Source organism: Vibrio sp. VGrn 2 (assembly GCF_009361695.1).
Lineage (GTDB): Bacteria > Pseudomonadota > Gammaproteobacteria > Enterobacterales > Vibrionaceae > Vibrio > Vibrio diabolicus.
In genome coordinates this window covers 259,343-282,217 of sequence record NZ_RBWD01000006.1, presented here as the reverse complement: position 1 = coordinate 282,217, position 22,875 = coordinate 259,343, and the positions used below count along the sequence as shown (strand labels likewise).

Below are 22,875 nucleotides of genomic sequence, written 5' to 3'. Positions count from 1 at the left end.
AAAGGGTTGTCGTAGACTACGACGTTGATAGGCAGGGTGTGTAAGCGTTGTGAGGCGTTGAGCTAACCTGTACTAATTGCCCGTGAGGCTTAACCATACAACACCCAAGGGGTTTTGATGGACTCAACTAAGAACGTTGAATGTGTAAGAACGAGAATTAAAAACAGCTTTCCGAATTAAAGAATTTGCTTGGCGACCATAGCGTTTTGGACCCACCTGATTTCCATGCCGAACTCAGAAGTGAAACGAAATAGCGCCGATGGTAGTGTGGGGCTTCCCCATGTGAGAGTAGGACATCGCCAGGCTTTAAATATCGCTTTCAAGTTTTCTTTTTAATTAAGATAACTGAAGGCAAAACTAAAAATTAGCATCGATAGTATAAGACTAAGTTTTAGTGACAATTTGTGGAGAGATGGCTGAGTGGTTGAAAGCACCGGTCTTGAAAACCGGCATACGTTAATAGCGTATCTAGGGTTCAAATCCCTATCTCTCCGCCACCTTTAAAAAACCGCTGTTCTTACAGCGGTTTTTTTGTATCTGCTGTTTTTTAACAGCTGTTATCGAAAACTTCTAATTGGCTTTTCTCCGGCCCTTTCTCTAAGTTCTTTAGCGTACTCACTTTGGGTTTAGTTTACGCAGTAATATCTGCAATCGAAGACATTTTCATAGGTCATTTAGGCTTTAAGTAGAGCTTTGTTAAGTCTCAACGTGGGATGCTTAAAAGCATTTTGATAGAGTTTCAGTCTAAATACTGCGGATGCACTTGGAGAAAAAATGAAGCTACTTTACTGGTTAGATGAATGGCAAGCGCTTACTCAACAAGAACAAGAGATGGCTTTACCTATCTCTGGCTACGATTTACTTGATGATGTATTTGTGAAGTATGAACTCGTCGATCTTAACAAGCCATTGTTGTTCACATTTTCTCCTTCCGGTACTGATGCTCAGGTACAAGACTTAACTCCGGATTTTTCTCCTTGGGGCTACGACCTCGGAATACAACAACAAGTAAACATTATTGCCTTTCAACATTTAGGTAAAAGCAATTGGTTCCGTAGCCGGAATTTGATTTTCTTTCTGGAGCAGTTGTCTGAGTTGCTTAAGCCCTTCAAATGTCGTTTGGGTTATGGGCAGAGCCGAGGTGGTTTTGCTATTGGCGCATTCGCTGACTTACTGAAATTGGATCATCTTTTGTTGTTTTATCCTGTTAGCACAAAAAATAAAGCGTTAGTACCATGGGATGATCGGCCCAGCACTGAGCTTGCTCAACAGTTCGATTGGGAAAGCGGCTACCATGATCGAGATTTGGGCAATGCCAAAGGTTACATTATTTATGACCCCACCAATCGTATTGATCGTCTTCATGCTGAACGTTATCCAGAACTTACTCATTTAAAAGTCGTCGGTATGGGGCACGGCACTCAATCCACACAATTAGATAAATTAGAATTTTTTAATCTGGTGGCGAAGGAGTTTGTTCGTCATCAAACCATAGATATTGACCAATTTAATAAGCAAATTCACGCTTTGTTTTAAAAGAGGACTGATATCAGAGTCCCCTGGAATCAGGGGGAGATGATCACACACTAAAAACTAGATTTTTAACACAATTGCTAGGCGCAATTTAGATGGAGGATTAATGAAGTTACTGTACTGGTTGGATGAATGGCTGGCTCTTTCTCGTGAAGAACAGCAAATCAGGCTACCGATGTCCGGGGAGGACTTACTTGATGATGTGTTTGTTAAGTATGAGTTTGTCGACCGCAATAAACCGCTGTTGTTCACCTTTTCCCCTGCTGGTACGAATCTACAAGTACAGGACTTACACTCAGACTTTGCGCCTTGGGGCTATCGCTTAGCCCAGAAACAAAAAGTAAATATTATTTCTTTTCAGCACCTTGGGAAAAGTAACTGGTTTCGCAGCCGTAATTTGATTTTCTTTCTAGAGCAGTTATCGACATTACTTGAGCCTTTTGAATGCCGTTTAGGTTATGGTCTTAGCCGCGGTGGTTTTGCTATTGGCGCTTTTTCCAATCTATTAAAGTTGGATCAAGTATTGATGTTTCACCCGGTCAGTACAAAAAACAAAGTGCTAGTGCCATGGGATGACAGGCCAAGTACTGAACTTGCCCAACAATTTGATTGGGAAGGAAAGTACCACGACCTCGACCTTGGAGATGCAAAAGGTTACATCATTTATGATCCAACCAATGAAATCGACCGCCTTCACGCCAAACGCTACCCAGAGCTCACTCACTTGAGAGTCTTCGGTATGGGACATGGTACCCACGCGACGTATTTGAATAAATTCGGTTTTTATAAGCAAGTGGCTGTAGACTTTATACGTTATCAGAAGATAGATATAGCGCAGTTTCGTCATCAGACCAAAACGCTGCGCTTAAAAGAAGATTACTATCAGTGCCTTAACAAGGCGAATGCGAGCTCACAGCATCGTTTAAACTTACTGAGTACCGCTCATAATGTGTTAATTGAAGAAAAGAAAGAACATGTGAAGGAGCATCAAGCGAAAATCGATATTCAGCCACTTGTTGATATTGCGATGAAGCATGAGCATGACAATCCGCAAGATGCAGTACAACTTTTGGAAGTGGCTCAGCAGTTAGTTCCGAATGACCCCGTTGTGGAGCACAAGTTGCAGCAACTGTCGTAGGCGAGTAATGCAGACTGGCATTTTGAATTTGGTCAGTGGCTTTTGTCGCTGGCCTTTTTAAGAGCTTATGGGTTGATATTTCGATGAAATTTAATGAAGCAGTACAAAATAAAAAGCCCAAGCAAATGCTTAGGCTCAACGAGTATTAATATGAGTTTAAAACTCTTTTGGCGCAAAGCCTGTCATGACATCGAGGCGAAGCTCTTTACCAACTTTTGTTAGTGGGTGAACGATTACTAAGCCGCGTACGCGTTTTTTCAGTTTGCCGATGTCCGCTTGTTCTGCTTTGGTGATTTCACGAGAGAATGGCATATCAAGTAAGCTTTTACGTTCTTTGTTCAGCTCATAGTTTTGCTTATGCTTTAACTGATTAAGCTTTTTGGTTAGCTGTTCTACTTCATCCGTGAACTTTGTAATCATTTCGTGATCACCACGAGAACGTGCCGCATCAAGTTTACGTTGGCATGTATCTAAACGGTTGTGCAGCTTTTGAATATCAGTTTTTATGCTCATGGTAATTTGGCTCAAATTTTAAATAGTCGAGAAGTATAGCATAGCTGAGATCACACGCTCTACTATACTTCTCGATTGTCTGGCTTTAGTTAATCAGTTCATTGCCCGATACGTTACCAGAGAAGAAGGCTTCGACGTTATCAAGGGTCACAGAGGCAATATTATTAAGTGCTTCGTGAGTCAAGAATGCTTGGTGGCCAGTAAACAGCACGTTATGACAAGCCGATAAGCGACGGAAAACATCGTCTACGATGACATCGTTAGATTTATCTTGGAAGAACAAGTCTTTTTCATTGTCATACACGTCTAGACCAAGCGCGCCAATCTTACCTTGTTTCAAGGCTTCTATCGCCGCTAGTGAATCCAGCAACTCGCCTCGACTAGTGTTAATGATCATCACACCATCTTTCATTTGCGCGAAGGCTTTTTCGTTCAATAGGTGATAGTTTTCTTCACTCATTGGACAATGGAGAGAGATAATATCCGCATTAGCGTAGATTTCTTCAAGCGAACAGTAACGCGCTCCCATTTCTAGTGCTAATGGATTTTCGTAAGGATCATAGCAAAGCAGCTCCATGCCAAGCCCTTTGAAGATACGCATCGTCGCGATACCAATCTTACCTGTACCAATGACACCAACGGTTTTCCCGTAAAAGTTAAAGCCAACTAGGCCCTCTAGCGAGAAGTTGGCGTCACGTGTACGTTGGTAGGCTTTGTGAAGGCGACGATTTAGGCACATCATCAAACCGACTGTGTGTTCAGCCACCGCTTCTGGTGAGTAAGCAGGAACTCGAACCACTTGTAAGCCAAGTTCTTTGGCAGCTTGTTGATCAACTTTATCAAAACCCGCGCAGCGCATGGCAATAAGCTTAGTTCCGCCTAGAGAAAGCTGTTTAAGAACGGGAGCTGAAAGGTCATCATTGACGAAAGCACACACGACATCGCAACCATGTGCCATTTTGGCGGTTTTTTCGGTTAGCCGGAAGTCGTGATAGTGGAATTCAAAATCTCGGTTATTTTTAATTTTATTAAAAGAGGCCTCGTCGTAGGATTTTGCACTAAAAAAAGCAATATTAATCATGGTTCCCTCTCAAAAAGTGCGGACTTTATAAATAAATATACTTATAAAGTAATGCAACTTAGGCGGAATGAATAGAGAAATCTTCTCTTTAACTTTTGCCATATCAAACAACGATAACGATCACGTCTTTCAATGAGTATTATCTTACGACTCTGCACTTGTGCGTTCATCACATTAGCTCCTGGGGTAATACAGGTTTTACTCTAGATACTGTTTGCTTTACGGGCGCTAACTGACTAGCATAATCGCTCTTTTCTTGTTCACTTTAGTTAGGTTAGGCGTTCCGGCAATGTCAGTAAAATGGTGCTCTATGTTCTTGTGTTGCGTATTGGCTTCTGGCGTCCATGCAGCTGTAGATTTTGTTAAAGTCGACAAGTCAAAGCGTCGAATGTATTTAATGGAACAAGGCACAATACTAAAAGAATACCGCATTGCTTTAGGAGCGAACCCTAAAGGGCATAAACAAGAAGAGGGAGACAATCGTACACCTGAGGGCGAATACACCTTAGATTACGTTATAGAAGACTCTACTTTTTATCGTTCTGTGCATATTAGCTACCCTGATGCGATTGATACGTTGGAAGCGAAGCGCCGAGGTGTGTCCCCAGGAGGGAACATCAAAATTCATGGTTTAAAAAACGGTGAGAGCCAGTTGCCGATTTATATCCAAAGCTTTGATTGGACCAATGGATGTATTGCGATTACCAATGAAGAGATGGATGAATTTATCCAGCTTGTAGAGATGGGGACACCAATTCAGATTGAGTGGTAACGAAATGGTGCCTCTGAAGCTCAAGGTGGTATGTGCTATGGCATAAAGCGTTGTGGATGATCACTGAATATACCGTCTAACTGAGATAGGTACTTCAGTTTGTTTGGATTGTTCACTGTATAACACATCACTTTGTAACCCGCCTGCTGGAGTTTGTTTATTTGGCGCGAGCGAACCCAGTTAATGTTTAGGTTGCAGCTATAGGCGTTAACTTCTTCCAAAAGGCATTTATCTTTTCTCGTTAAGAATTCACTCAATACACCTAATCGATACTCACTGCAGTATTTATGCAGCGCTCTAATGACATCATGACTAAAACTGGAGAGTAGTACCTTCTCTTGCGGCATGGGACTTTTTGCCAGTACGTTGGCGAGAGCTTGTGCCACTTCTTCTGCTGGGTGGCGATCTACCTTAACTTCAATATTCAAGTTAAGCTTATGCTCAGTAGCTAAAGTGAGCAGCTCATCTAATGTCATGATTTTCTCACCTGAAAAATCTGTGCTAAACCAGCTACCAAAATCCAACGCCTTTAACTCTTCCAGAGTCAGTTCATCGACACGCCCTTGTCCATTACTGCATCGATTTATGGTGTGATCATGGCAAACCACTAAAACATTATCTTTGGTCGGTTGTACATCAACTTCAACCCAATTTAATCCGAGGTCAATGGCGGCCTGAACGCTCACTTTTGTATTTTCTGGGTATGAGCCAGCAACACCACGATGACCAATTACTAATGTTTCCATTTTCTTCATCTTCTGCTTTGTGATGAGCAGATTGTACTCGTTTTTTGCTTTGAAGATATACCTCAAGGTGCATGTTGTCAGATCGTCTTAATAAAAGCCAAATCGCCCATTCGTCAAGGTAGGTCGTTGGAAGAACTCCTGTCGAATCATGAACCAAAGTTGGACTTTTATTCTCCTGCCGCTCATTTTTAAAGAGCAAGGTAGTTGCGAGTGCATCATGGTTATCGGGAGAGAGATATGAAGATCGGTGTTATTGGTGCAGGGGCTGTCGGTGTGGGGGTGTGTAATTACCTACTCACTCTGGGTGGTTTTAGTGAGCTTGTTCTACTTGATAAAAATTTAGAACGTGCCGAGGGTGAAGTGTTTGATTTTCGTCACACGATGGCACTGACTTTTTCAAAAAACACACGCATTATGCCGTCGGATGATTACTTAGATTTACTCGAAGCCTCTCTTGTTGTTATCACCGCTGGTACGCAGATTAAACAAGGACAAACTCGTTTAGATATTGCTGAGGTTAATGCTCAAATTGGAGTTGATATTGCGCGTCAAATAGAACGCGTAGCGCCAAATGCGGTGTTGATTGTTGTGTCAAACCCATGCGATATCGTGGCGCACTTTATTGTCACCAACACCAGTTTTGAGCCGAGTAAAGTTATTAGCAGTGGCTGTGTAGTTGATACCGCTCGTTTAATGAGTATTGTTGCTGGCCGTGTAGACCTAGACCCGAAGAACGTGTTTGGTTATGTATTAGGAGAGCATGGTAGCCATTGCTTTACTCCTAAGAGCTTAATTTCTATCGCTGGGCAACCGGCCGACTATTACTGCGATACCCATAACATTGAGAGAATTGATCCGCACGCACTTCTTGAGGCGGTGAAACAGGCGGGATACGAAATCTTTCGGCGTAAGCAGAACACCGTTCATGGCATTGCCGCCAGTGTCTTTCGAATCATTCAAGCCGTGACGATTAACGAACGATCGGTGTTGCCCGTCGGTACGATGATGTCGGGGCAATATGGTTTGCATGATGTTGTTCTCAGCCTACCTACGGTTATTGGAAAAAACGGAGCAAATTCAGTTCTGATGCATCCCTTCACTGAAGAGGAGCTTGTCACATTAAAAACGATCAGCGCCCACTTAAAACACATCGTCGAAAATGTCGCTAAGGAGACGAAGCTAAAGCCATGATCTACCCTCATTATCAGGTGATAGTTAGCTTAGCACTCCGGTCTACTGCTATAGAGCTATTTGTACTAAAGCCCTAGGGTGTGTAGTTGTTTAATTTGTAAATGAGTAATAGAATGCGAACCATTTTTATTTGAATGGTGAGTGGTAATGTCTCGAGTTTTGATAGTGGATGATGACGTTCCTTTGTGTGAGCTATTAGAAGCAGTTTTGCAAGAGGAGGGCTATATTGTCTCTTCTGTACATTGCGGTGAAAGTGCTTTGCAATATATGGAAAAAACGCCGGTAGATCTTGTACTGCTTGATGTCATGTTACCAAACCTTAACGGCATGCAAGTTGCCCGTAGAATCTGTCAACGCTTCGCGACACCTATTCTAATGCTTACTGCTCTTAATGATGAAAACTCGATGCTTGATGGCTACCAAGCGGGAGCCGATCAGTACATAGGAAAGCCTTTTAATGTTGCTGAGCTTCTGATGCGCATCAAAGCGATTCTTCGTCGTGTTGGTTTAGAGCGCCAACGTCAGGCGATGTGCAGTACCGTTCAAACGATCAGTGCTCAGCTCAATAGCTTACCACTCACAAGCACGGAAGCCGAATTACTGAGCTATTTAGTCAAAAACCAAGGTGTGGTGATTTCAAAAGCGGAACTCCAAACCGAAGTATTAAAGAAAGAGCTAAGCCCTTTTGACCGCAACCTTGATATGCACATCAGTAATATACGTCGCAAGCTAGTAGAAGCAGGGCTCTCTAAGCAACATATCAAAACCTTCCGTGGCAAAGGTTACAGCTACCTAGAGGCTGTAAACAATTAATGAAGCTCACGTGCCCACCTTTTATCGCGAAACGTAAAGATAGCTTAGCGTTTAAGTTGTTTAGTTATATGACTGCAATTGTGATAAGTATTTTGGTCGTACAAGCAATGGCTGAGCAAGCTCTCGTGAAAGCCATGCTAAAAGTGCCGGACAGTGTGCGAGAAGAAATGCTCGATCTTGCACATCAAGCCAATGTGCTGATTGAGCACGGAGATATGGACGAACTTGCGGATTGGGCGAACGCGCAAAACTTTTATCTGTTTGTGCTGAATGAGCACCAGCAACCCGTCACTCACCGTTTAATGCATCCACACTTCGAGTTCAAACTTCAATTTAAAAGAAGTATTGATGATCAACTTGAGGGAAAGGTAAATCGCCCGATTATCAATATCCCTTTGGTAAAAGATAATAGCTTGGTAATTCAACTGCCACATCGACTGCATCCCGCACATGACTTCATTTTATATTTCTCTATTCTCAAAGTGGTGATTGCGGTAGTTATTTTGGCGTTGTTCTCATTGCTAATGGCACGCAACTTACAACAGCCGCTTGATCGCTTAAGAGAAGCAAGCAAAAAGCTATCTAACGGTGACTTTAATGTCAGTGTGGTGAAAGAGTTAAAATCGAATACGCGCGAGTTTAACGAGCTGGCGCAAGACTTCGACCACATGACACAGCAAATTCATTCTCTTGCCGAAAAGCAGCGATTGCTTATAAGAGATGTCTCCCACGAGCTCCGAACGCCGTTAGCAAGACAGAATTTAGTTCTACACCTTTTGCGTAAGCGAGTTGGGGAGAACGAGCAAAGCTTGGTGACCAGGCTAGAAGACGAAGCTAAAGAGCTAAACCATTTGATAAGCGATATCTTGGAGTTCAGTCGCTTGGAAAATGCGCGTTTCGACAAAGGTGCGAAACGCCGTGATTTAGAGGTGTTGCTCGCACCACAAGTAGAGCGGTGCAAAATCGATTTAAAACCAGAACAAACATTGTCATTCCGTTCAGAAGCAACATGCGCCAAAGCTTTTTGCGAAGAAACGCTCGTCATTCGTTGTTTGAATAACCTTGTTGGAAATGCCATCAAATATTCAGGGCAAGCATCTCAGATAGAAGTTTATCTGGCTAATCATGTCAAAGATGGGCAGCAATTGATTACCATGTCTGTATCCGACAATGGGTCAGGTATTCCAGAGAACAAGTTGGTCGATATTTTTGACCCGTTTACTCGCTTAGATGCATCAAGAGATAAGAAGCTTGGCGGTTATGGCTTAGGTCTCGCGATTGTCAAAGAATCCATGCGCATTATGGGTGGATCCGTTACGGCGAAAAATCGTGAACAAGGAGGTCTGAGTGTTACTTTGGTGTTCAAGCAGTAAGTATAGTTAAGTCTTATTAAGTGTGATGTTGTTCACGTTATTGTGGTGCGTCATCAGAGAGTACTTTACAAAAGTTTGCAAATGCAAAGAATGTAAATTTAATGCAAATGGTAATACTTATCACTTATATTCACCCGCGAAATAATTAAGAGGGAATCGCATTCAATAAGTATGTGACCCGAAAAATAATAATCGGAGTGAAAGGATATGTTTACTAAGAGCCATTTGGCGCTAGTGATCGGTGCGGTGTTAGCAACACCTGCAGTGGCGGACGTTCAAACAGACGAACATGTAGTTGTAGAAGGTCGAGAGTTCGGCTACAAGGCGGATACAAACAGTACAGCAATGCGCATGGAAATGACGCAGCTGGAAACGCCAGGACAAGTAGCGGTTATCGATGAAACGGTAATTGATGAGCAGCGTGCAAGTACACTTGGTGAAGTGTTACGTAACGATGCAAGTGTTAGCGCGGGTGGTACAAGCCGTAACCGCGAACGTTTCTCTCTACGTGGTTTTGAGCTTAGCAGTTCAGACGGTTTTCTTCGTGATGGCCGTCAACACTGGTCACACTACCGTCAGCCAATTGAGCTTTTAGAGCGTGTTGAAGTGCTTAAAGGTCCATCAGGCCTGCTATACGGTAAGTCTGAGCCGGGTGGCTTAGTAAACATGGTTTCGAAAAAACCAACAACTCAAACACAAGCTAGTTTGAGTCAAGATCTAGGTTCGAATGATCACTCACGTACTGTGCTTGATGTGAGTGGCGCGTTAAATGATGCAGAGACACTGCGTGCGCGCGCAATTTTTGCCAAAGAAAGCTACGGCTCTTGGCGCAGATACGGCGATGGTACCGAGCCAGAAACGGATCGTACGGTTGCGGGTCTAGTGGTTGAGTACGACATCACCGACAACTTTATGGTGTCAGCGCATTACGATCGCACGAAAGACGATGGTAGCGTGGATTCTGGTGCTTACATTGTGGATGGTAAAGCGGTTCGCGGTGACAAGCACATCTGGGATGCCCAGTGGTCAAAGATTGACAACGAAGTAGAAAACTACGGTATCGATATTAATGCTCAAGTGACTGACAATGTAAACGTAAAAGCGGGTTACAACCGTCAAGACTTTAAGCGTTTTGATGTAGAGTCTTACCCTAAGTTTGACAATTATGACAAAGACGGTGTGATTCGACACAAAGGGAATGATCGCTCCGATAATTGGGTATTTGATACTGCATATATAGATGTGACGACGGACTTTACTTTGTTCGGTACGGAAAACACGTTGTTAGTGGGCGCTAACTACTTAGATTACAGTTATGATCGCTTTATGGCATTTCATAATGAGGCGAGTATTGCGCCAGGAGAAACGGTGCCTAAGCCTGGCTATCGTAGTTCGAAGAAATCACCAACAACTGAGTACGATACTTGGGGTATCTACGCGCAAAACATGATGACTATTAACGAGTCTTGGCAAGTACTTGCAGGGGTTCGTTATGATGAAAAGCGTGATGATGACCTGACAGAGAATCAAGTTTCTCCTAAGTTTGGTGTGATTTTCCACCCAGCGACAAATGGCTCGGTTTACGTTCAGTACTCTGAAAGCTTTATGCCGCAAGGTGAAGTCAGCAGTGGTCGTGGCAAAACTTACGTGAACGATGGCGAGAAGCTAGACGCAGAGCGTGGTATCTCTTACGAGATCGGAACTAAGTGGGAACTGTTCGATCAGCGCTTATTTGTATCCGGTGCAGTGTTTGATATCACATTAGAGAACATCTCGCTGGATGTTGAAAGCGGCAAAGACGCGGGCGGTAATCTCCTACACAAGAAAACGCAAGGTGGTGAGCAAGTTCACAAAGGTGCTGAGTTAATGGCTCAAGGTTTTGTGACCCCAGAGTTGTCGCTAACGGCTTCTGCAATGTATTTGGATGCAGAGTTGACGAAAGCGGATAAAAAATTCGAGGGTAACCGCCCTGCAGATGTGCCAGAGTTCTCGGCAAGTCTATGGTCTAGCTACAAGGTTCAGGACAATACGAACCTAAACCTCGGTTTGATTTATGAAGGTGATCGCTACGGTGATGCAAAGAACACCTTCAAGAAAGATGGCTACGCTCGCGTTGATATGGGCGTGTCATACAAACATAAGTACGATGAAAACTTGGATATCATTGCTCGATTCAATGTCGAGAATTTATTCGATACCGACTACTTCGCAGGTGGTGGTAGCACGAATAGCGAGCAAAAAGGTGCGAGTGGGGTTGTGGTTGGAGAAAGCCGCAACTACATGGCAACAATCCAGTTCAAGTACTGATAACAATTTGATTATTAAAGGGGAAGGGTAGTCTTCCCCTTTGGTCGTTTTTGGAACACAGAAATATAACTCGTATGAATCTAATGAAATCAAGTATCGCTCTGTTGATATCATCGGTTTTGATTCCCGCTCACGCGGCGAACTTAAACGATGCACAAGCTGTGCAGAGTAAAACAAACCAGTCGTCGGCGGTAAGCCAAAAACGTATTGATGCAAGCGCAGAAAAATCACTTACTCTAGAAGCTGAAATTGAGCAGCTGCAAGAGGAAGTCGGTAACTTGAAGATTTATCGCGATCATCTTGCAAGCCTTGTTGAGAGCCAAAATCAAGAAGTTGATAGCTTGAACGAGCAAATTGAGCAGATTGCTCAAACTCGTCAAGGTGTCGTGCCTTTGATGTATCACATGCTTGAAGGCTTAAAAGCGCTCGTTGCTAACGACAAACCTATACGCAAAGCGCAACGTGAGGAACGAATTGCAAAGCTGGATTCCATGATGACGCGTGCAGACGTTGCGGATGCAGAGAAGTTTCGTCGTATTTTAGAAGCGTACCAAATTGAAATGGATTACGGCACCAAGCTTGGCGTTTACCAAGGCAAGATTAACCTGGGTGACAATGAAGCTTTGGAGGCGGACATTCTCTATTTAGGGCGTTTGTCTTTGGTAGCACGTAGCTTATCTGGTGAGACATTCTGGAGCTGGTCACAGCAACAACAAGCATGGCAACAAGTGGGTTCTGAGCAAAAATCAGAGCTAGATAAAGCGTTCGCTATGGCGAATAAACAGATCGCGCCGAGTATGTTAACTCTGCCAGTGTCGTTGACCGCTGTGGAGGGCAAATAAATGATGAAAAAATGGTTATCGGTTGCACTAATCTCGACATCCGCATTAATGCCTCATACAACTTTTGCTAGTGATGCGTTGTTACAAAAGGCGCAGCAAGAAAATCGTCAACAGCAATCGCACAATGTCGCGCGTGAATCAGGTTTTAAGAAAACAGAGCAAGAGCTACAGGCTATAAAGAATAAATTGGCCGCAGAGCGAGCGGCTCTTCAAGCAGAAGCGGACTCATTAAGTGTTACTTTCGGTGAAAACGAAGCGGAACTGGCGCAGCTAGAAGAAAAGCTACGTCTAGAAACCGGGAGCTTAGGTGAGCTATTTGGCGTCGTTCGCCAGAACGCAAAAGAGCTAGAGTCAGAGCTCAAGAGCTCAGTAACGGGTGTTGATGCAAACTCATATCAGAAAGATATCGATGCTATTGTTGCAGCTAAATCACTTCCAACGTTGACCCAACTTCAGGCGATGTGGCGCAGCATGGAAGAACAAATCAAAGCAAGTGGTGAGATGGCAAACGTCTCTTTCACACTGCTAAATGGCGAAGGTCGTGAACAAACGGTTAATGGTGTTCGTCTTGGTTCTATGGCGCTGCTGGATGACACTGGCTACGTTAAGTGGAATGGTCAACGCGGAGATGCGGTAAACTATCTTCGTCAGCCTGAAAGCGGTCCAACAGCGAATACTATTTCCTCTGGTGACATTGATGCGCTTGTCATTGACCCGTCACGCGGCATTCTTCTTGAGCAGCTCGCAAACTCACCGACTTTGGCTGATCGCCTAAATGCAGGCGGCGTTGTCGGTAAAATCATCCTTGGTTTATTAGCTATCGGCCTATTGATTGCTCTCGTACGTGGTGCATCTCTGATGATTTCGCGCCAGAAAATCATGAAGCAACTGAAAACTCCAGCACAGCCAGGAGACAACCCTTTGGGTCGTGTGCTTGCGGTGTATCAGAAAGATAAGCATCGCAGCGTAGAAGCGTTAGAGCTACGTCTTTTGGAAGCCGTTGTTGATGAGCAAACCCACCTAGAAAAAGGGTTGTCGATGCTGAAGCTTCTTGCTGCGCTGGCTCCTATGCTTGGTCTACTGGGCACGGTAACGGGTATGATCGAAACCTTCCAAGTCATCACTCAATTTGGTAATGGTGATCCGAAAGTAATGGCGGGTGGTATTTCGATGGCGCTTGTAACTACTGTACTTGGCCTTGTTTCAGCCATGCCATTGTTATTGGCGCACAACGTATTGAGCTCTCAAGCAGAAAATATTCGCAGTATCTTAGAAAAGCAAGGCATCGGTTTAGTTGCAGAACAAGCTGAGCGTGATATGCCGAGCAACAAAAGTCACTCTAACACCTTAGCGGAGAACGCAGCGTAATGGAGCAGATCCTACTCAACACATTGGGTTTGATCAGTGAGGATTGGGCCACAACCTTGATGAGCTTTATGCAGCAAGGTGGTCAAATCCTATGGTGGCTGGCTGCCGTCGTGGCGGTGTGCTGGCTGTTGGTTATGGAGCGAGTTATTTATCTCACAACGGTTTTCCCTGGGGTAAAGAAACAGCTTTGTGAGCAGTGGCAAGCAAGATCAGAGCACCACTCTTGGTACGCGCATCAAATCCGTGAAGGATGGATTGCAAAAGCGCAAATCGAACTGCGCCAAAACCTATCGACTATTAAGCTGCTTGTGGCGGTTTGCCCAATGCTAGGGTTGTTAGGGACGGTGACGGGCATGATTACGGTGTTTGACGTAATGGCATCGCAAGGCAGCAGCAATCCGAAATTGATGGCTTCTGGTATCTCACTTGCTACGCTGCCAACCATGGCAGGTATGGTAGCAGCGCTGGCGGGCATGTTTATTCATGCTCGCCTTAGCAAAGTGTGTGAACGAAAAGCTATCCAGTTAGAACAATCTTTAAGGAGTCAAAAGTGAGACTCGGACGCAGACCTAACCAACAAGATGAAGCTCAAGTCGATTTAACGTCGATGCTTGATATCGTCTTCATCATGTTGATCTTCTTCATTGTGACTAGTTCGTTTGTACGTGAATCCGGTGTAGAAGTGAACCGCCCTCAGGCTTCTAATGTGGTAAGCCAAAAAGATGCGGGCATTTTTATCGCGGTAACGGCAGCAAATGACGTGTACATCGACAAACGAGTGGTTGATATTGAGCGTGTTGAGGCCTCTATTGAGCACTTGTTACTTGATCAGCCTGATGCTTCGTTAGTTATCCAAGCTGACGAGCATGCTTACAATGGCACTGTCGTGAAAGTGATGGACGCTGCAAAAGCGGCGGGCGTGAAAAACATCGCATTGGCGGCGGAGAAACCTTAATGGGCAGGCTGTTACTTGCACTACCAGCATCATTGTTAATTTCTGTGAGCCTGTTTAGCTTTATGGCGTGGATGGTTGATAAAGGCAACCAGCGTGCGCCAGAAGCTTCGGAAGCGGTTCGTTTTGATATGGTGATGGTAGAGAATGAAGCAGACGTGCAGCGTCGTCAACGTTCAGTGCCGGAGCAACCAGAACCACCCCAAGCGCCGGAGCCAATGGATCTGTCTCAAGCTGACACTCAAATGGAGCCAATGAGCCAGATGACGCCAGTCAGTGCTTTAGGTTTGAACACTGCTCTTGAAGGTATCGCGATCAGCGCGCCAAACTTGAAGGGAACAATGGGCAACCAACAAGCACTGCCGTTGTATCGTGTTGATCCTCGCTATCCAAGTAAGGCGCTGAAACGTAGAGTTGAAGGCTATGTCATTATGCGTTTCACGATCGATGCAACTGGACGACCAAAAGATATTGAAGTGATCGAGGCTGAGCCACAGCGTATGTTCGAAAGGGAAGCAATCCGTGCGCTTAAAAAATGGAAGTATCAGCCAAAAGTTGAGGATGGTGTGTCAATTGAGCAGTTCGGACAAACCGCTAAAGTGGAGTTCAAGTTAGCCAAATGATGAAAAAATTCTTAATCGGTACGGTATTAAGCCTGAGTGCACTTTCAACCATTGCCAGTGAGTTAAGCCAATACACTGCCGCGAGAGTTCAACGAGCACACAACTTGGCTCAAGAGGAGAAGCTAAAAGAAGCGATTTCATCTCTTGAAGCTATGGAGCTTTCTCGTGGATATGACCAAGCTTATGTCGCTCGAATGTTGGGTATTTTTTACTGGCAGAATGAACAAACTCAAGCAGCAATTAAGCAACTTGAGTTGGCAGTCAATAGTGGTTTGCTACAAGATGAGCAAGCATGGCAAACCCGAAAAATGTTGGCAGATATACTGCTGAACGAGCAACGCTTTTCTAAGGCGTTACCTCATTACTATGCCTTGAGCAAAAACATTCCTAAAGGTCAAAAAGCGCATGAGCTATGGCTGCGTATTTCCCAATCTCATTATCAACTGAGTCAGTGGCAGAAAGTGCTTTCAGCAATGGCTCGTTATGAGAAGTTTGGTCAGCCAGACAAGCTTGGCGCATTGTCGATAAAGCTTTCTGCTGAGCTAGAACTGAAAAAGTGGAAGCCGGCAATCTCGACCATCAAACGCTTGATCGCGATTGAACCTGAGCGAATTGAATGGTGGCGTCAGCTCGTTGCTCTTTACCTGCGTGTTGATGACAACAAACGTGCTCTGGACTCTTTGGCGTTGGCAAAACTGAAAGGATTACAACTTAGCCAAGATGACTTAAAGCTGCTGGCACAATTGTACGCGAAACGAGGTATTCCAGAGAGAGCTGCGTTGGTAATGAACGAGCTAGAGGATGTAAACTCGAATAGTAAACTGAAAGCTCAGCAAGCGACGTATTGGCAAATGGCAAAAGAGTGGGAAGAGTCTATCGATAGTTGGCGTGTTGCTGCTCAGTTAGACCGACAGTATTACTGGAACTATTCTCAATTATTGGTGCAAGAAGGCCACTATAAAGATGCCCTTGCCGCGCTCGATAAGGTCAGAGGTCGTAAAGCGGATGTTGCACTTATCAAAACTCGCGCTTACTACAAACTTAAGCGGTTTGACGATGCGCTCGCTAATGCCAAAAGAGCGAATGAGATTAAACCGTCGAATCAGGCAAAAAGTTGGGTTAAGTATCTATCACAGCTACGCAAAGTAGAATCGACGCAGAACTCATAGCGAACATTTTTATTAAATACCCGAGCTCAGTCTCGGGTATTTTTTGTCTAAAGTCATAAAGGCTATTTATTGTATGAGCTTTTCATAAAAGGCTAATGCATCAAATGGTCGGGAGAAAAAAGGGCTTTTCTCTATATATTCTTGATGTACCTTGCTCAGTGTTTCAAACTTTTCTCTCGATGTAGGTTCGATATGAAAAGTAAGGCTTTCAGTCGATTCTACAAGCTTTAATGTTGAAGTTCTTGAAGCGTTATTTTTTGCTATTAATAGATAATACGCTAGTTCTTGCTTCTCTTTTAATACACAAGCCTCAAAAGCTTTCTCGCTTAAAAACGGCAGAACAGGAGTTAATGCTTCTATATGCTTCTTTGAATACTCTAGAGTTTGTTTGTCAGGTGTATTCTGGTCTGCCATAGATTCGCACTGCTTTATTTTCGCACCATAATTATCGATAGATTGGCTTACGTTGTTAAACAAACTGGCTTCAAACTTTTCACTTGCGAAAGTGACACTTGAGAAAAGTGATAAGAGAATTATTACAACATTCTTGTCCATATTTTTCCTTCTGAACTGCACCATAACGTTTGGCTAGCATCAGAAAATCTTCTCTATCTAACCCAACACTAACTTCTTAGCTTACCTTTTTAATCTAGCTTATCGATAGCTTTAAGTTTTTCATTAAATATACATAACGGCGCATTTTGGTGGAGTCTGTCCCACTTTTTAGTATTGGAAATATCATTAAATTTTGAGTCATTAAAATTGATAGGGTTATTATCTAGAGGGTAGGCAATTGGTCACTCATATTGGCTCAAATAGTTACAATATGCGCCAGCCAAGCTGAATTGAGAAAGTAAACAATGTAAATTAAATGCCAATACGAATGATTATCACCTAAATTATGCCCCACATTTATTGGTGATGATTGTTTCTATGCTGCTAAAAAGCAAAGGTGTTCAAATTTGGGCTCGACGCCTACATATCTATATATCGATGGCTCTTCTCTTAGTTACGCTGTTTTTTGCAATAACTGGTATTACCCTCAATCGCCCCGAATTATTTGAACGCAGTGAACCTATCATTCAACAACATACTCTTACGGTTCCACACTCAGTTCTATTCTCACATTCAGATACTTTTCAACCTAACCGTGAAGAACTGCTTGCTTTCTTGACTAAAGAAACCGAGCTTCGCGGTACTCCCTCCGCATTAGATGCGTATACCGAAGTTGAGCAAGGTGAGTTGTTACTCGGAGAGTTGTCTATGGATTTTAAAGGCCCGGGTTATAACGCTACGGTCTTTATTGATATGACTACTGGTGCGGCAGAGGTTGAAACGACGCACTACGGTATTGTTGCGTTGTTGAACGATCTACATAAAGGTCGCAACAGTGGTGGGATTTGGAAGTGGTTTATCGACGTCACTGCGCTTTTGATGGTGTTTTTTGTTCTAACAGGTGTGTGCTTATTACTGCCTAAGAAGAAGACGCTCAGAACGTCAATGCAATGGATGAGCTTTGGTACGTTACTGTCGCTCGTGATTTATTTTTTTGCTGTTCCATAACAGCTTTTTTAGAGAACACTTATGTTGAACACAGGAAGATTTTTCCGCCGTAATCACTTTTGTAAAGCCGCTTTGATCGCGGCTTTTGCTCCTTTCTCTCTTTCTGCGGCTCCTCTACCAGATAACGCGAAGATCGATTTCGAATTCGAACTTCCAAAGATAGACACTTCAATGTACGCACGCCCTTATGTGGCGGTTTGGGTTGAAAACGACCAGCGTAAACCGGTTAAAACCATTCAGCTATGGGTAGGAAAAGACGAATGGCTAAAAGACCTGCGCAGCTGGTGGAGAAAAGCGGGTCGTTATGATCGTGAACTTGTTGATGCGGTGACGTCTGCAACGCGCCCTGCTGGACAGTACCGTTTTGTTTGGGACGGAACCAATGATGCAGGAAAGCGTTTGGAGCAGGGAAATTACACATTGTACGTCGAAGTCGTTCGTGAACACGGTGGGCGTAACTACTTACGTCAAAAAATAACGCTAGCGGACAGTGAAGTGCGCTATGAGCTTAAACCAACTCAAGAGACGGGTGTCATCACCGTCAATTATCAAGTTAAGTGATTAAAGGACACAACAATGAAAACCAAAATCAAAGCAGTGGCATTGGCGAGTGTAATGGCAATGGGATTGGCTGCAACAACCACCGCACAAGCGCATCCACGTTGGGTTCTGCCTTCTCACTTTACGGTTTCAAAAGAAGGAGGTGACTGGCTGACATTTGATGTTACTGCTTCTCACGGGACGTTTGTTTTTGATAAGCCTGCGGGTAGTGACCAAGCGTTCGTGGTGATGCCGGATGGCCGTTCTGAGCGTCCTAACTTTGTTGTTCGTGGTAAACGTCGTTCTATGTTTGATTTCTTTTTTACGGAAGAAGGCACGCACAAAGTCGCGATCAATAATCAGCCGAGCTACTACACCCAATACAAAGCGGGTCGTCGTGATACGGTGAAATGGGCGCGAGCAAACAAAGCTGAGCGTCATGATGTTCTTCCAGAACAGGCGCGTGATGTGGTTACTCAACTAAGCTACACCCGAGCAGAAAGCTACATTACGGTTGGTATGCCAACGGACAAAGCGTTGGAGATTGAAGGCAAAATGCTGGAGATGAAGCCGGTCACGCATCCATCGGACATCATTGAAGGTGAACCAGTCACTTTCCAGTTTTTCTTCAATGGTGAGCCACAAGAGGGCGTCACAGCGGAGATTACACGAGAAGGCACCATGTACCGAAATCATCAAGAACAAATCGATGTGGTGAGTGATAAAGATGGCAAAGTGATCTTCACGCCAGAGGTCGCAGGGCGCTACTTAATGAAAGCGAACTACAAAGGTGAATTAAAAGATAATCCATTGGCGGATAAAGCGAGTGCCAATGTTCACCTTACGTTTGAAACTCAACTTAACTAATCGAATTAGGCTCAGCAATCGCTGGGCCATTTTGGAATCATCATGAATAACACTTCTCTTCTAAAAGCTGCTTTGCTTTTTTCTGGATTTGCTTCTTTTCACGCTGCTGCACACTTCCCTCTGATGAGTTGTCACTTGGCGCAAGATAAAGTGATTTGTGAAGCGGGCTACTCGGATGGATCGACAGCGGTCGACTACGATGTCGAAATGTACGATTACGACGACAATCTGATCGCCAAAGAAAAAACAGATAAGCGTTCCATCGCAGAATTTACTCACCCTGAAACAGATTTCTATTTGGTATTTGATGCCGGACATGAAAGCCCGGTGGAAGTGGATATCGTTGAGCTGAAAGAGAAATGAGTGTACAGAAAGTTCGTCCCGATGATGGTAACCGAGAAGGAAAGTGGGTCGCACTGACTATCGCAGCGATTCTCGGTTTTGCAGCCATACTTATGCCCCATCATCAGGTTGCGACTGAAAAGTCAGACATACAGGCTCATCAAGTTTTAATCACGGACTTACATCAAAACGAGTTGGGTTTGATCGCTGAACTTAAGCTTGCTCATGAAGAGATTCGTGATTTGCAGCTAGAAACTGGAACTTGGCCTGAGGTCTCTGACATGGAGGCGCTTTGGATTGCTCCATTCGTAAAAGACCAAAATTGGAAGCGCAAAGGGTCTCATCAGTGGAAACGAATCGATGACGGAGTCTACATTGGCATGAAGAAAAATGCCCAAGGTTCTGCCTCTATGCTTCTGGATAGCCGTGGCTCTCAAGCTGATATTTGGTTTAGTGATTCTAGCCGATCGTTAAATGCGGAGGTACTAAGCGATCTAGCAAAACGCCGCCAGCATGGCTGGCAACAAATCGTTCTGTCAGATTCCTCTTCTTCCCATTCTCACGCCCATTAAGACAACATAATTGATAACTACTATGATCAAACGCTCTCTTTTACGTCGTATTCTTACAGCCACCGTGTTATTGACGGTGTCTTCTACTGGCTTTGCTGCCGATAAACTCAGTATTGGTATTACGCTTCAACCTTATTACAGCTATGTCAAAGCTGTTGTTGATGACAAGGCGAACATCATTCCTCTGGTCGATGCTGGTTTTAACCCTCATAACTATTTACCGCAACCCAATGATCTTAAGCGTTTGAATGAAATGGATGCGATAGTGATCAATGGTATTGGTCATGACGATTTTGCACTGAAAGTGATCAAAGCCTCTCAGCGTGATGATCTCGTGGTTATCGAAGCAAACAAAGAAGTGCCTCTGTTACCGGCGATGGGGCAGTCAGTTGGTCAAGGTGCAGTGAACCCTCACACCTTTGTTGGTCTATCGACCACTATTCAAAAGGTTTACACCATCGCGAGTGAGCTAAGTAAACTGGACCCAGACAACGCTACTTTTTATCGCCAAAATGCTCGTAAATACGCGAAAACTTTCCGCCTGATGAAGCGTGATGCAATGTTGTCTCTTGGAGAGTTGGACACGGCTGGTATGAAGGTGGCGACAACCCATAATGCTTACGGTTATATCCTTCAGGAATTTGGTGTTGACGTCGCAGCTGTCATTGAGCCTGCTCATGGTGTTGAACCAAGTGCCAGTCAGTTGCAGGAAACGATTGAGAAAATTCGTGAATCGGGTATTGATGTGCTGTTTTATGAGCTCAATATGCCGAACCGTTTTGTTGATACCATCGAAGAGGCGACTGGGGTGCAGCTTTATCGCTTTTCTCACATGACTCACGGTGAGTATGAGGCTGATAAAGTCGAACTTGAGATGCGAGATAACGTGGAAACGCTCATTGAGGCAATGAAGTTTGTTGCGAGCAAGCGAGCAGGGGAAAAGGCGTAATGACTGGACCTTCCGTTTCCTTTAGTAACGTGGGCCTAAAATACGCCGACAATATTATTTTGCAGAACATCAGCGCTGAATTCGAGAGCGCTAAATGCCACGTTATCATGGGGCCGAATGGTGGTGGGAAAACCTCTTTGCTTCGTTCGATACTTGGGCTAACACCATTTTCGGGAAACATTGCACTCAATTGGCCAGAGCAATCAGCTGCATCGGGTAAGATAGGATATGTACCACAAAAGGCGATGTTCGAGGCAAGCCTCCCGTTAACCGTGATGGATTTTGTGCTGCTTAATCAAACCCGTATCCCTCTATTTTGGCGACGTAAAACTAAACAAACTCAACATGCCCTGGCCCAGCTGGATCGCGTGGGCATGGCAACGCGTTGCGATCGTCGTATGGGGCAACTCTCTGGCGGTGAGCAACAGCGTGTTTTGTTTGCGCAAGCTTTACTGGATGAGCCCAATTTATTGGTTTTAGATGAACCTACAACTGGTATGGACGAGCAAGGTGTTCGGTATCTTGAAGGTTTGATTCATGAAGTCGTTGGAGAAGGCAAAACGGTACTGGCAGTACACCATGACGTGACCGCAGTGCGCCGTTTAGATGCTCAGGTCCATGTCGTAAATCGTCAAATTGTGGCGTCAGGTCACCATTCAGATGTGCTAAGCCCTGATCGTATAGAAACATTATTTAGGCACTACACAGCAAAAGTGGAGGCTGCATAATGGATTGGTTACGAGAGTTAGCGGTTAGCGGCGTTGAAGCTGGATGGTTAAGCGATAGCTTTTCTTATGCCTTCATGGTGAACGCAATTGTGGCTGCGTTGATATTAGGACCATTACTTGGTGGTCTTGGGACATTAGTCATCGCCAAGCGACTGGCTTTTTTCTCTGAAGCGGTTGGGCACGCTGCGCTTACCGGAATCGCGATTGGTGTGTTGCTCGGTGAGCCGCCAGAGAATCCGATCATCGGCTTGTTTAGCTTTTGTATGATTTTTGCGCTGTTGCTTCACTTTGTTCGTAATCGTACCAATGTACCTTACGATACACTGGTTGGGGTTTTTCTTGCACTAGCGTTAGCGGTTGGTGCTGCGCTGTTAATGTACGTCGCTCGTAAGATCAACATTCACATGTTGGAGAACGTGTTGTTCGGATCGATCTTGACTGTGACGGACAACGATATCCTTATTTTAGCGATCAGTTGTTTGATCATATTACTGCTTCTTATTCCTACGTTTAACCGCATTTTGCTGACTTGTATCAGCCCGGATATTGCACGTGTACGCGGCTTTAATACCAGCTTTTATGATTACTTATTTGTCATGATGATCACCTTGGTCACCATCGCCGCGGTAAAGATTATTGGCGCGGTATTGGTTGGTGCATTGCTACTGATTCCTGGTGCAACGGCTAGGTTATTGACTAAACGCATGGGCAGTTTCGTTCTCCTTTCTTCTTTATTGGCAACCATTGCGTGTTTAGTCGGAACCATACTGCCGATGGAGCTTGAGCTACCAGTGCCATCAGGCGCATCCATCATCATTGTTTCTGCGGCCTTTTTCCTAACAGCAACGGTTTACCGAATTATCCAAAAAGCGTAACCCTTTTTATAAAGTAAT

The 22,875-nt window shown here is 44.3% G+C and carries 25 protein-coding genes, 1 tRNA gene and 2 rRNA genes; 24 read left to right on the top strand and 4 right to left on the bottom strand.

The annotated features are described in order from the left end of the window. The 5 genes from D8S93_RS12985 to D8S93_RS12965 form a co-directional block, all read left to right on the top strand. Nucleotides 1-97, top strand: a 23S ribosomal RNA gene (locus tag D8S93_RS12985); the annotation flags it as partial. 91 nt (nucleotides 98-188) lie between these two features. Next, a 5S ribosomal RNA gene (gene rrf / locus D8S93_RS12980) occupies nucleotides 189-305 on the top strand. Nucleotides 306-406: 101 nt separating this feature from the next. Beyond that, nucleotides 407-497, top strand: a tRNA-Ser gene (locus D8S93_RS12975). Nucleotides 498-774: 277 nt separating this feature from the next. Further along, complete coding sequence (locus D8S93_RS12970; RefSeq protein ID WP_152813542.1) at nucleotides 775-1,536, top strand: cytosolic protein; 762 nt, start codon at nucleotides 775-777, stop codon at nucleotides 1,534-1,536. Nucleotides 1,537-1,639: 103 nt separating this feature from the next. After that, complete coding sequence (locus D8S93_RS12965) at nucleotides 1,640-2,671, top strand: cytosolic protein (RefSeq protein WP_152813540.1); 1,032 nt, start codon at nucleotides 1,640-1,642, stop codon at nucleotides 2,669-2,671. Nucleotides 2,672-2,827: 156 nt separating this feature from the next. Here the strand turns inward: D8S93_RS12965 and D8S93_RS12960 are convergent, their stop codons facing one another. Both D8S93_RS12960 and D8S93_RS12955 read right to left on the bottom strand, forming a co-directional pair. After that, entirely contained in the window at nucleotides 2,828-3,184 is a 357-nt protein-coding gene (locus D8S93_RS12960) for a YibL family ribosome-associated protein (RefSeq protein ID WP_005374274.1), read from the bottom strand. An 85-nt stretch (nucleotides 3,185-3,269) separates the two neighbouring features. After that, nucleotides 3,270-4,265 (bottom strand): 2-hydroxyacid dehydrogenase, encoded by a 996-nt coding sequence (locus tag D8S93_RS12955; RefSeq protein ID WP_006741210.1) that lies wholly within the window; start codon nucleotides 4,263-4,265, stop codon nucleotides 3,270-3,272. Between the two features lie 289 nt (nucleotides 4,266-4,554). Here D8S93_RS12955 and D8S93_RS12950 point away from each other — a divergent pair, with 289 nt between their 5' ends. Further along, on the top strand, nucleotides 4,555-5,037 hold the full coding sequence (locus tag D8S93_RS12950) for a L,D-transpeptidase family protein (protein WP_152813538.1): 483 nt from the start codon (nucleotides 4,555-4,557) through the stop codon (nucleotides 5,035-5,037). Nucleotides 5,038-5,072: 35 nt separating this feature from the next. Here D8S93_RS12950 and D8S93_RS12945 read toward each other — a convergent pair whose 3' ends face one another. Next, a complete protein-coding gene (locus D8S93_RS12945; RefSeq protein ID WP_152813535.1) occupies nucleotides 5,073-5,783 on the bottom strand; it encodes a glycerophosphodiester phosphodiesterase family protein in 711 nt (236 codons plus the stop codon). Between the two features lie 237 nt (nucleotides 5,784-6,020). Between D8S93_RS12945 and D8S93_RS12940 the strand changes: the two genes are divergently transcribed. The 10 genes from D8S93_RS12940 (at nucleotide 6,021) to D8S93_RS12895 (ending at nucleotide 16,421) form a co-directional block, all read left to right on the top strand. Beyond that, entirely contained in the window at nucleotides 6,021-6,974 is a 954-nt protein-coding gene (locus tag D8S93_RS12940) for a lactate/malate family dehydrogenase (RefSeq protein ID WP_152813532.1), read from the top strand. Between the two features lie 147 nt (nucleotides 6,975-7,121). After that, nucleotides 7,122-7,787, top strand: coding sequence for a response regulator transcription factor (locus D8S93_RS12935; RefSeq protein ID WP_005393531.1), 666 nt, complete (start codon nucleotides 7,122-7,124; stop codon nucleotides 7,785-7,787). Next, a complete protein-coding gene (locus D8S93_RS12930) occupies nucleotides 7,787-9,160 on the top strand; it encodes a sensor histidine kinase (protein ID WP_047007951.1) in 1,374 nt (457 codons plus the stop codon). The genes D8S93_RS12935 and D8S93_RS12930 overlap by 1 nt, the downstream gene beginning before the upstream one ends. A gap of 207 nt (nucleotides 9,161-9,367) precedes the next feature. Further along, nucleotides 9,368-11,467, top strand: a complete 2,100-nt coding sequence (locus D8S93_RS12925) for a TonB-dependent siderophore receptor (RefSeq protein WP_152813530.1) — start codon at nucleotides 9,368-9,370, stop codon at nucleotides 11,465-11,467. A 74-nt stretch (nucleotides 11,468-11,541) separates the two neighbouring features. Then, complete coding sequence (locus D8S93_RS12920) at nucleotides 11,542-12,309, top strand: DUF3450 domain-containing protein (protein WP_193621608.1); 768 nt, start codon at nucleotides 11,542-11,544, stop codon at nucleotides 12,307-12,309. Further along, nucleotides 12,310-13,677 (top strand): MotA/TolQ/ExbB proton channel family protein, encoded by a 1,368-nt coding sequence (locus D8S93_RS12915; protein ID WP_005393538.1) that lies wholly within the window; start codon nucleotides 12,310-12,312, stop codon nucleotides 13,675-13,677. Beyond that, on the top strand, nucleotides 13,677-14,231 hold the full coding sequence (locus tag D8S93_RS12910; protein WP_006741219.1) for a MotA/TolQ/ExbB proton channel family protein: 555 nt from the start codon (nucleotides 13,677-13,679) through the stop codon (nucleotides 14,229-14,231). Before D8S93_RS12915 ends, D8S93_RS12910 begins: the two co-directional genes overlap by 1 nt. Then, nucleotides 14,228-14,632, top strand: coding sequence for an ExbD/TolR family protein (locus D8S93_RS12905; RefSeq protein ID WP_005374257.1), 405 nt, complete (start codon nucleotides 14,228-14,230; stop codon nucleotides 14,630-14,632). The genes D8S93_RS12910 and D8S93_RS12905 overlap by 4 nt, the downstream gene beginning before the upstream one ends. Beyond that, a complete protein-coding gene (locus D8S93_RS12900; protein ID WP_005393542.1) occupies nucleotides 14,632-15,252 on the top strand; it encodes an energy transducer TonB in 621 nt (206 codons plus the stop codon). Before D8S93_RS12905 ends, D8S93_RS12900 begins: the two co-directional genes overlap by 1 nt. Next, the gene (locus D8S93_RS12895; RefSeq protein WP_152813526.1) at nucleotides 15,249-16,421 is read left to right on the top strand and encodes a tetratricopeptide repeat protein; all 1,173 of its coding nucleotides are present in this window, start codon (nucleotides 15,249-15,251) and stop codon (nucleotides 16,419-16,421) included. Before D8S93_RS12900 ends, D8S93_RS12895 begins: the two co-directional genes overlap by 4 nt. A 66-nt stretch (nucleotides 16,422-16,487) precedes the next feature. Here the strand turns inward: D8S93_RS12895 and D8S93_RS12890 are convergent, their stop codons facing one another. Continuing rightward, the gene (locus D8S93_RS12890; protein ID WP_152813524.1) at nucleotides 16,488-16,976 is read right to left on the bottom strand and encodes a hypothetical protein; all 489 of its coding nucleotides are present in this window, start codon (nucleotides 16,974-16,976) and stop codon (nucleotides 16,488-16,490) included. Nucleotides 16,977-17,354: 378 nt separating this feature from the next. Here D8S93_RS12890 and D8S93_RS12885 point away from each other — a divergent pair, with 378 nt between their 5' ends. The 8 genes from D8S93_RS12885 to D8S93_RS12850 are packed head-to-tail and all read left to right on the top strand — an operon-like array spanning nucleotide 17,355 to nucleotide 22,857. Further along, nucleotides 17,355-17,984: a PepSY-associated TM helix domain-containing protein gene (locus tag D8S93_RS12885; RefSeq protein ID WP_152813522.1), complete on the top strand. Its 630-nt coding sequence runs from the start codon at nucleotides 17,355-17,357 to the stop codon at nucleotides 17,982-17,984. 21 nt (nucleotides 17,985-18,005) lie between these two features. Further along, complete coding sequence (locus D8S93_RS12880) at nucleotides 18,006-18,545, top strand: DUF2271 domain-containing protein (RefSeq protein WP_006741224.1); 540 nt, start codon at nucleotides 18,006-18,008, stop codon at nucleotides 18,543-18,545. A 15-nt stretch (nucleotides 18,546-18,560) separates the two neighbouring features. Next, nucleotides 18,561-19,391, top strand: a complete 831-nt coding sequence (locus D8S93_RS12875) for a DUF4198 domain-containing protein (protein WP_104973341.1) — start codon at nucleotides 18,561-18,563, stop codon at nucleotides 19,389-19,391. Nucleotides 19,392-19,433: 42 nt separating this feature from the next. Beyond that, nucleotides 19,434-19,754, top strand: coding sequence for a hypothetical protein (locus tag D8S93_RS12870; RefSeq protein ID WP_046873904.1), 321 nt, complete (start codon nucleotides 19,434-19,436; stop codon nucleotides 19,752-19,754). Further along, nucleotides 19,751-20,305: a DUF6162 family protein gene (locus D8S93_RS12865; RefSeq protein WP_047007956.1), complete on the top strand. Its 555-nt coding sequence runs from the start codon at nucleotides 19,751-19,753 to the stop codon at nucleotides 20,303-20,305. The genes D8S93_RS12870 and D8S93_RS12865 overlap by 4 nt, the downstream gene beginning before the upstream one ends. A gap of 22 nt (nucleotides 20,306-20,327) precedes the next feature. Beyond that, nucleotides 20,328-21,254, top strand: coding sequence for a metal ABC transporter solute-binding protein, Zn/Mn family (locus tag D8S93_RS12860; protein WP_047007957.1), 927 nt, complete (start codon nucleotides 20,328-20,330; stop codon nucleotides 21,252-21,254). Beyond that, nucleotides 21,254-21,982, top strand: coding sequence for a metal ABC transporter ATP-binding protein (locus tag D8S93_RS12855; RefSeq protein ID WP_152813520.1), 729 nt, complete (start codon nucleotides 21,254-21,256; stop codon nucleotides 21,980-21,982). The genes D8S93_RS12860 and D8S93_RS12855 overlap by 1 nt, the downstream gene beginning before the upstream one ends. Then, nucleotides 21,982-22,857, top strand: a complete 876-nt coding sequence (locus tag D8S93_RS12850; protein ID WP_005393560.1) for a metal ABC transporter permease — start codon at nucleotides 21,982-21,984, stop codon at nucleotides 22,855-22,857. The genes D8S93_RS12855 and D8S93_RS12850 overlap by 1 nt, the downstream gene beginning before the upstream one ends. The last annotated feature ends 18 nt before the right edge of the window (nucleotides 22,858-22,875 follow it).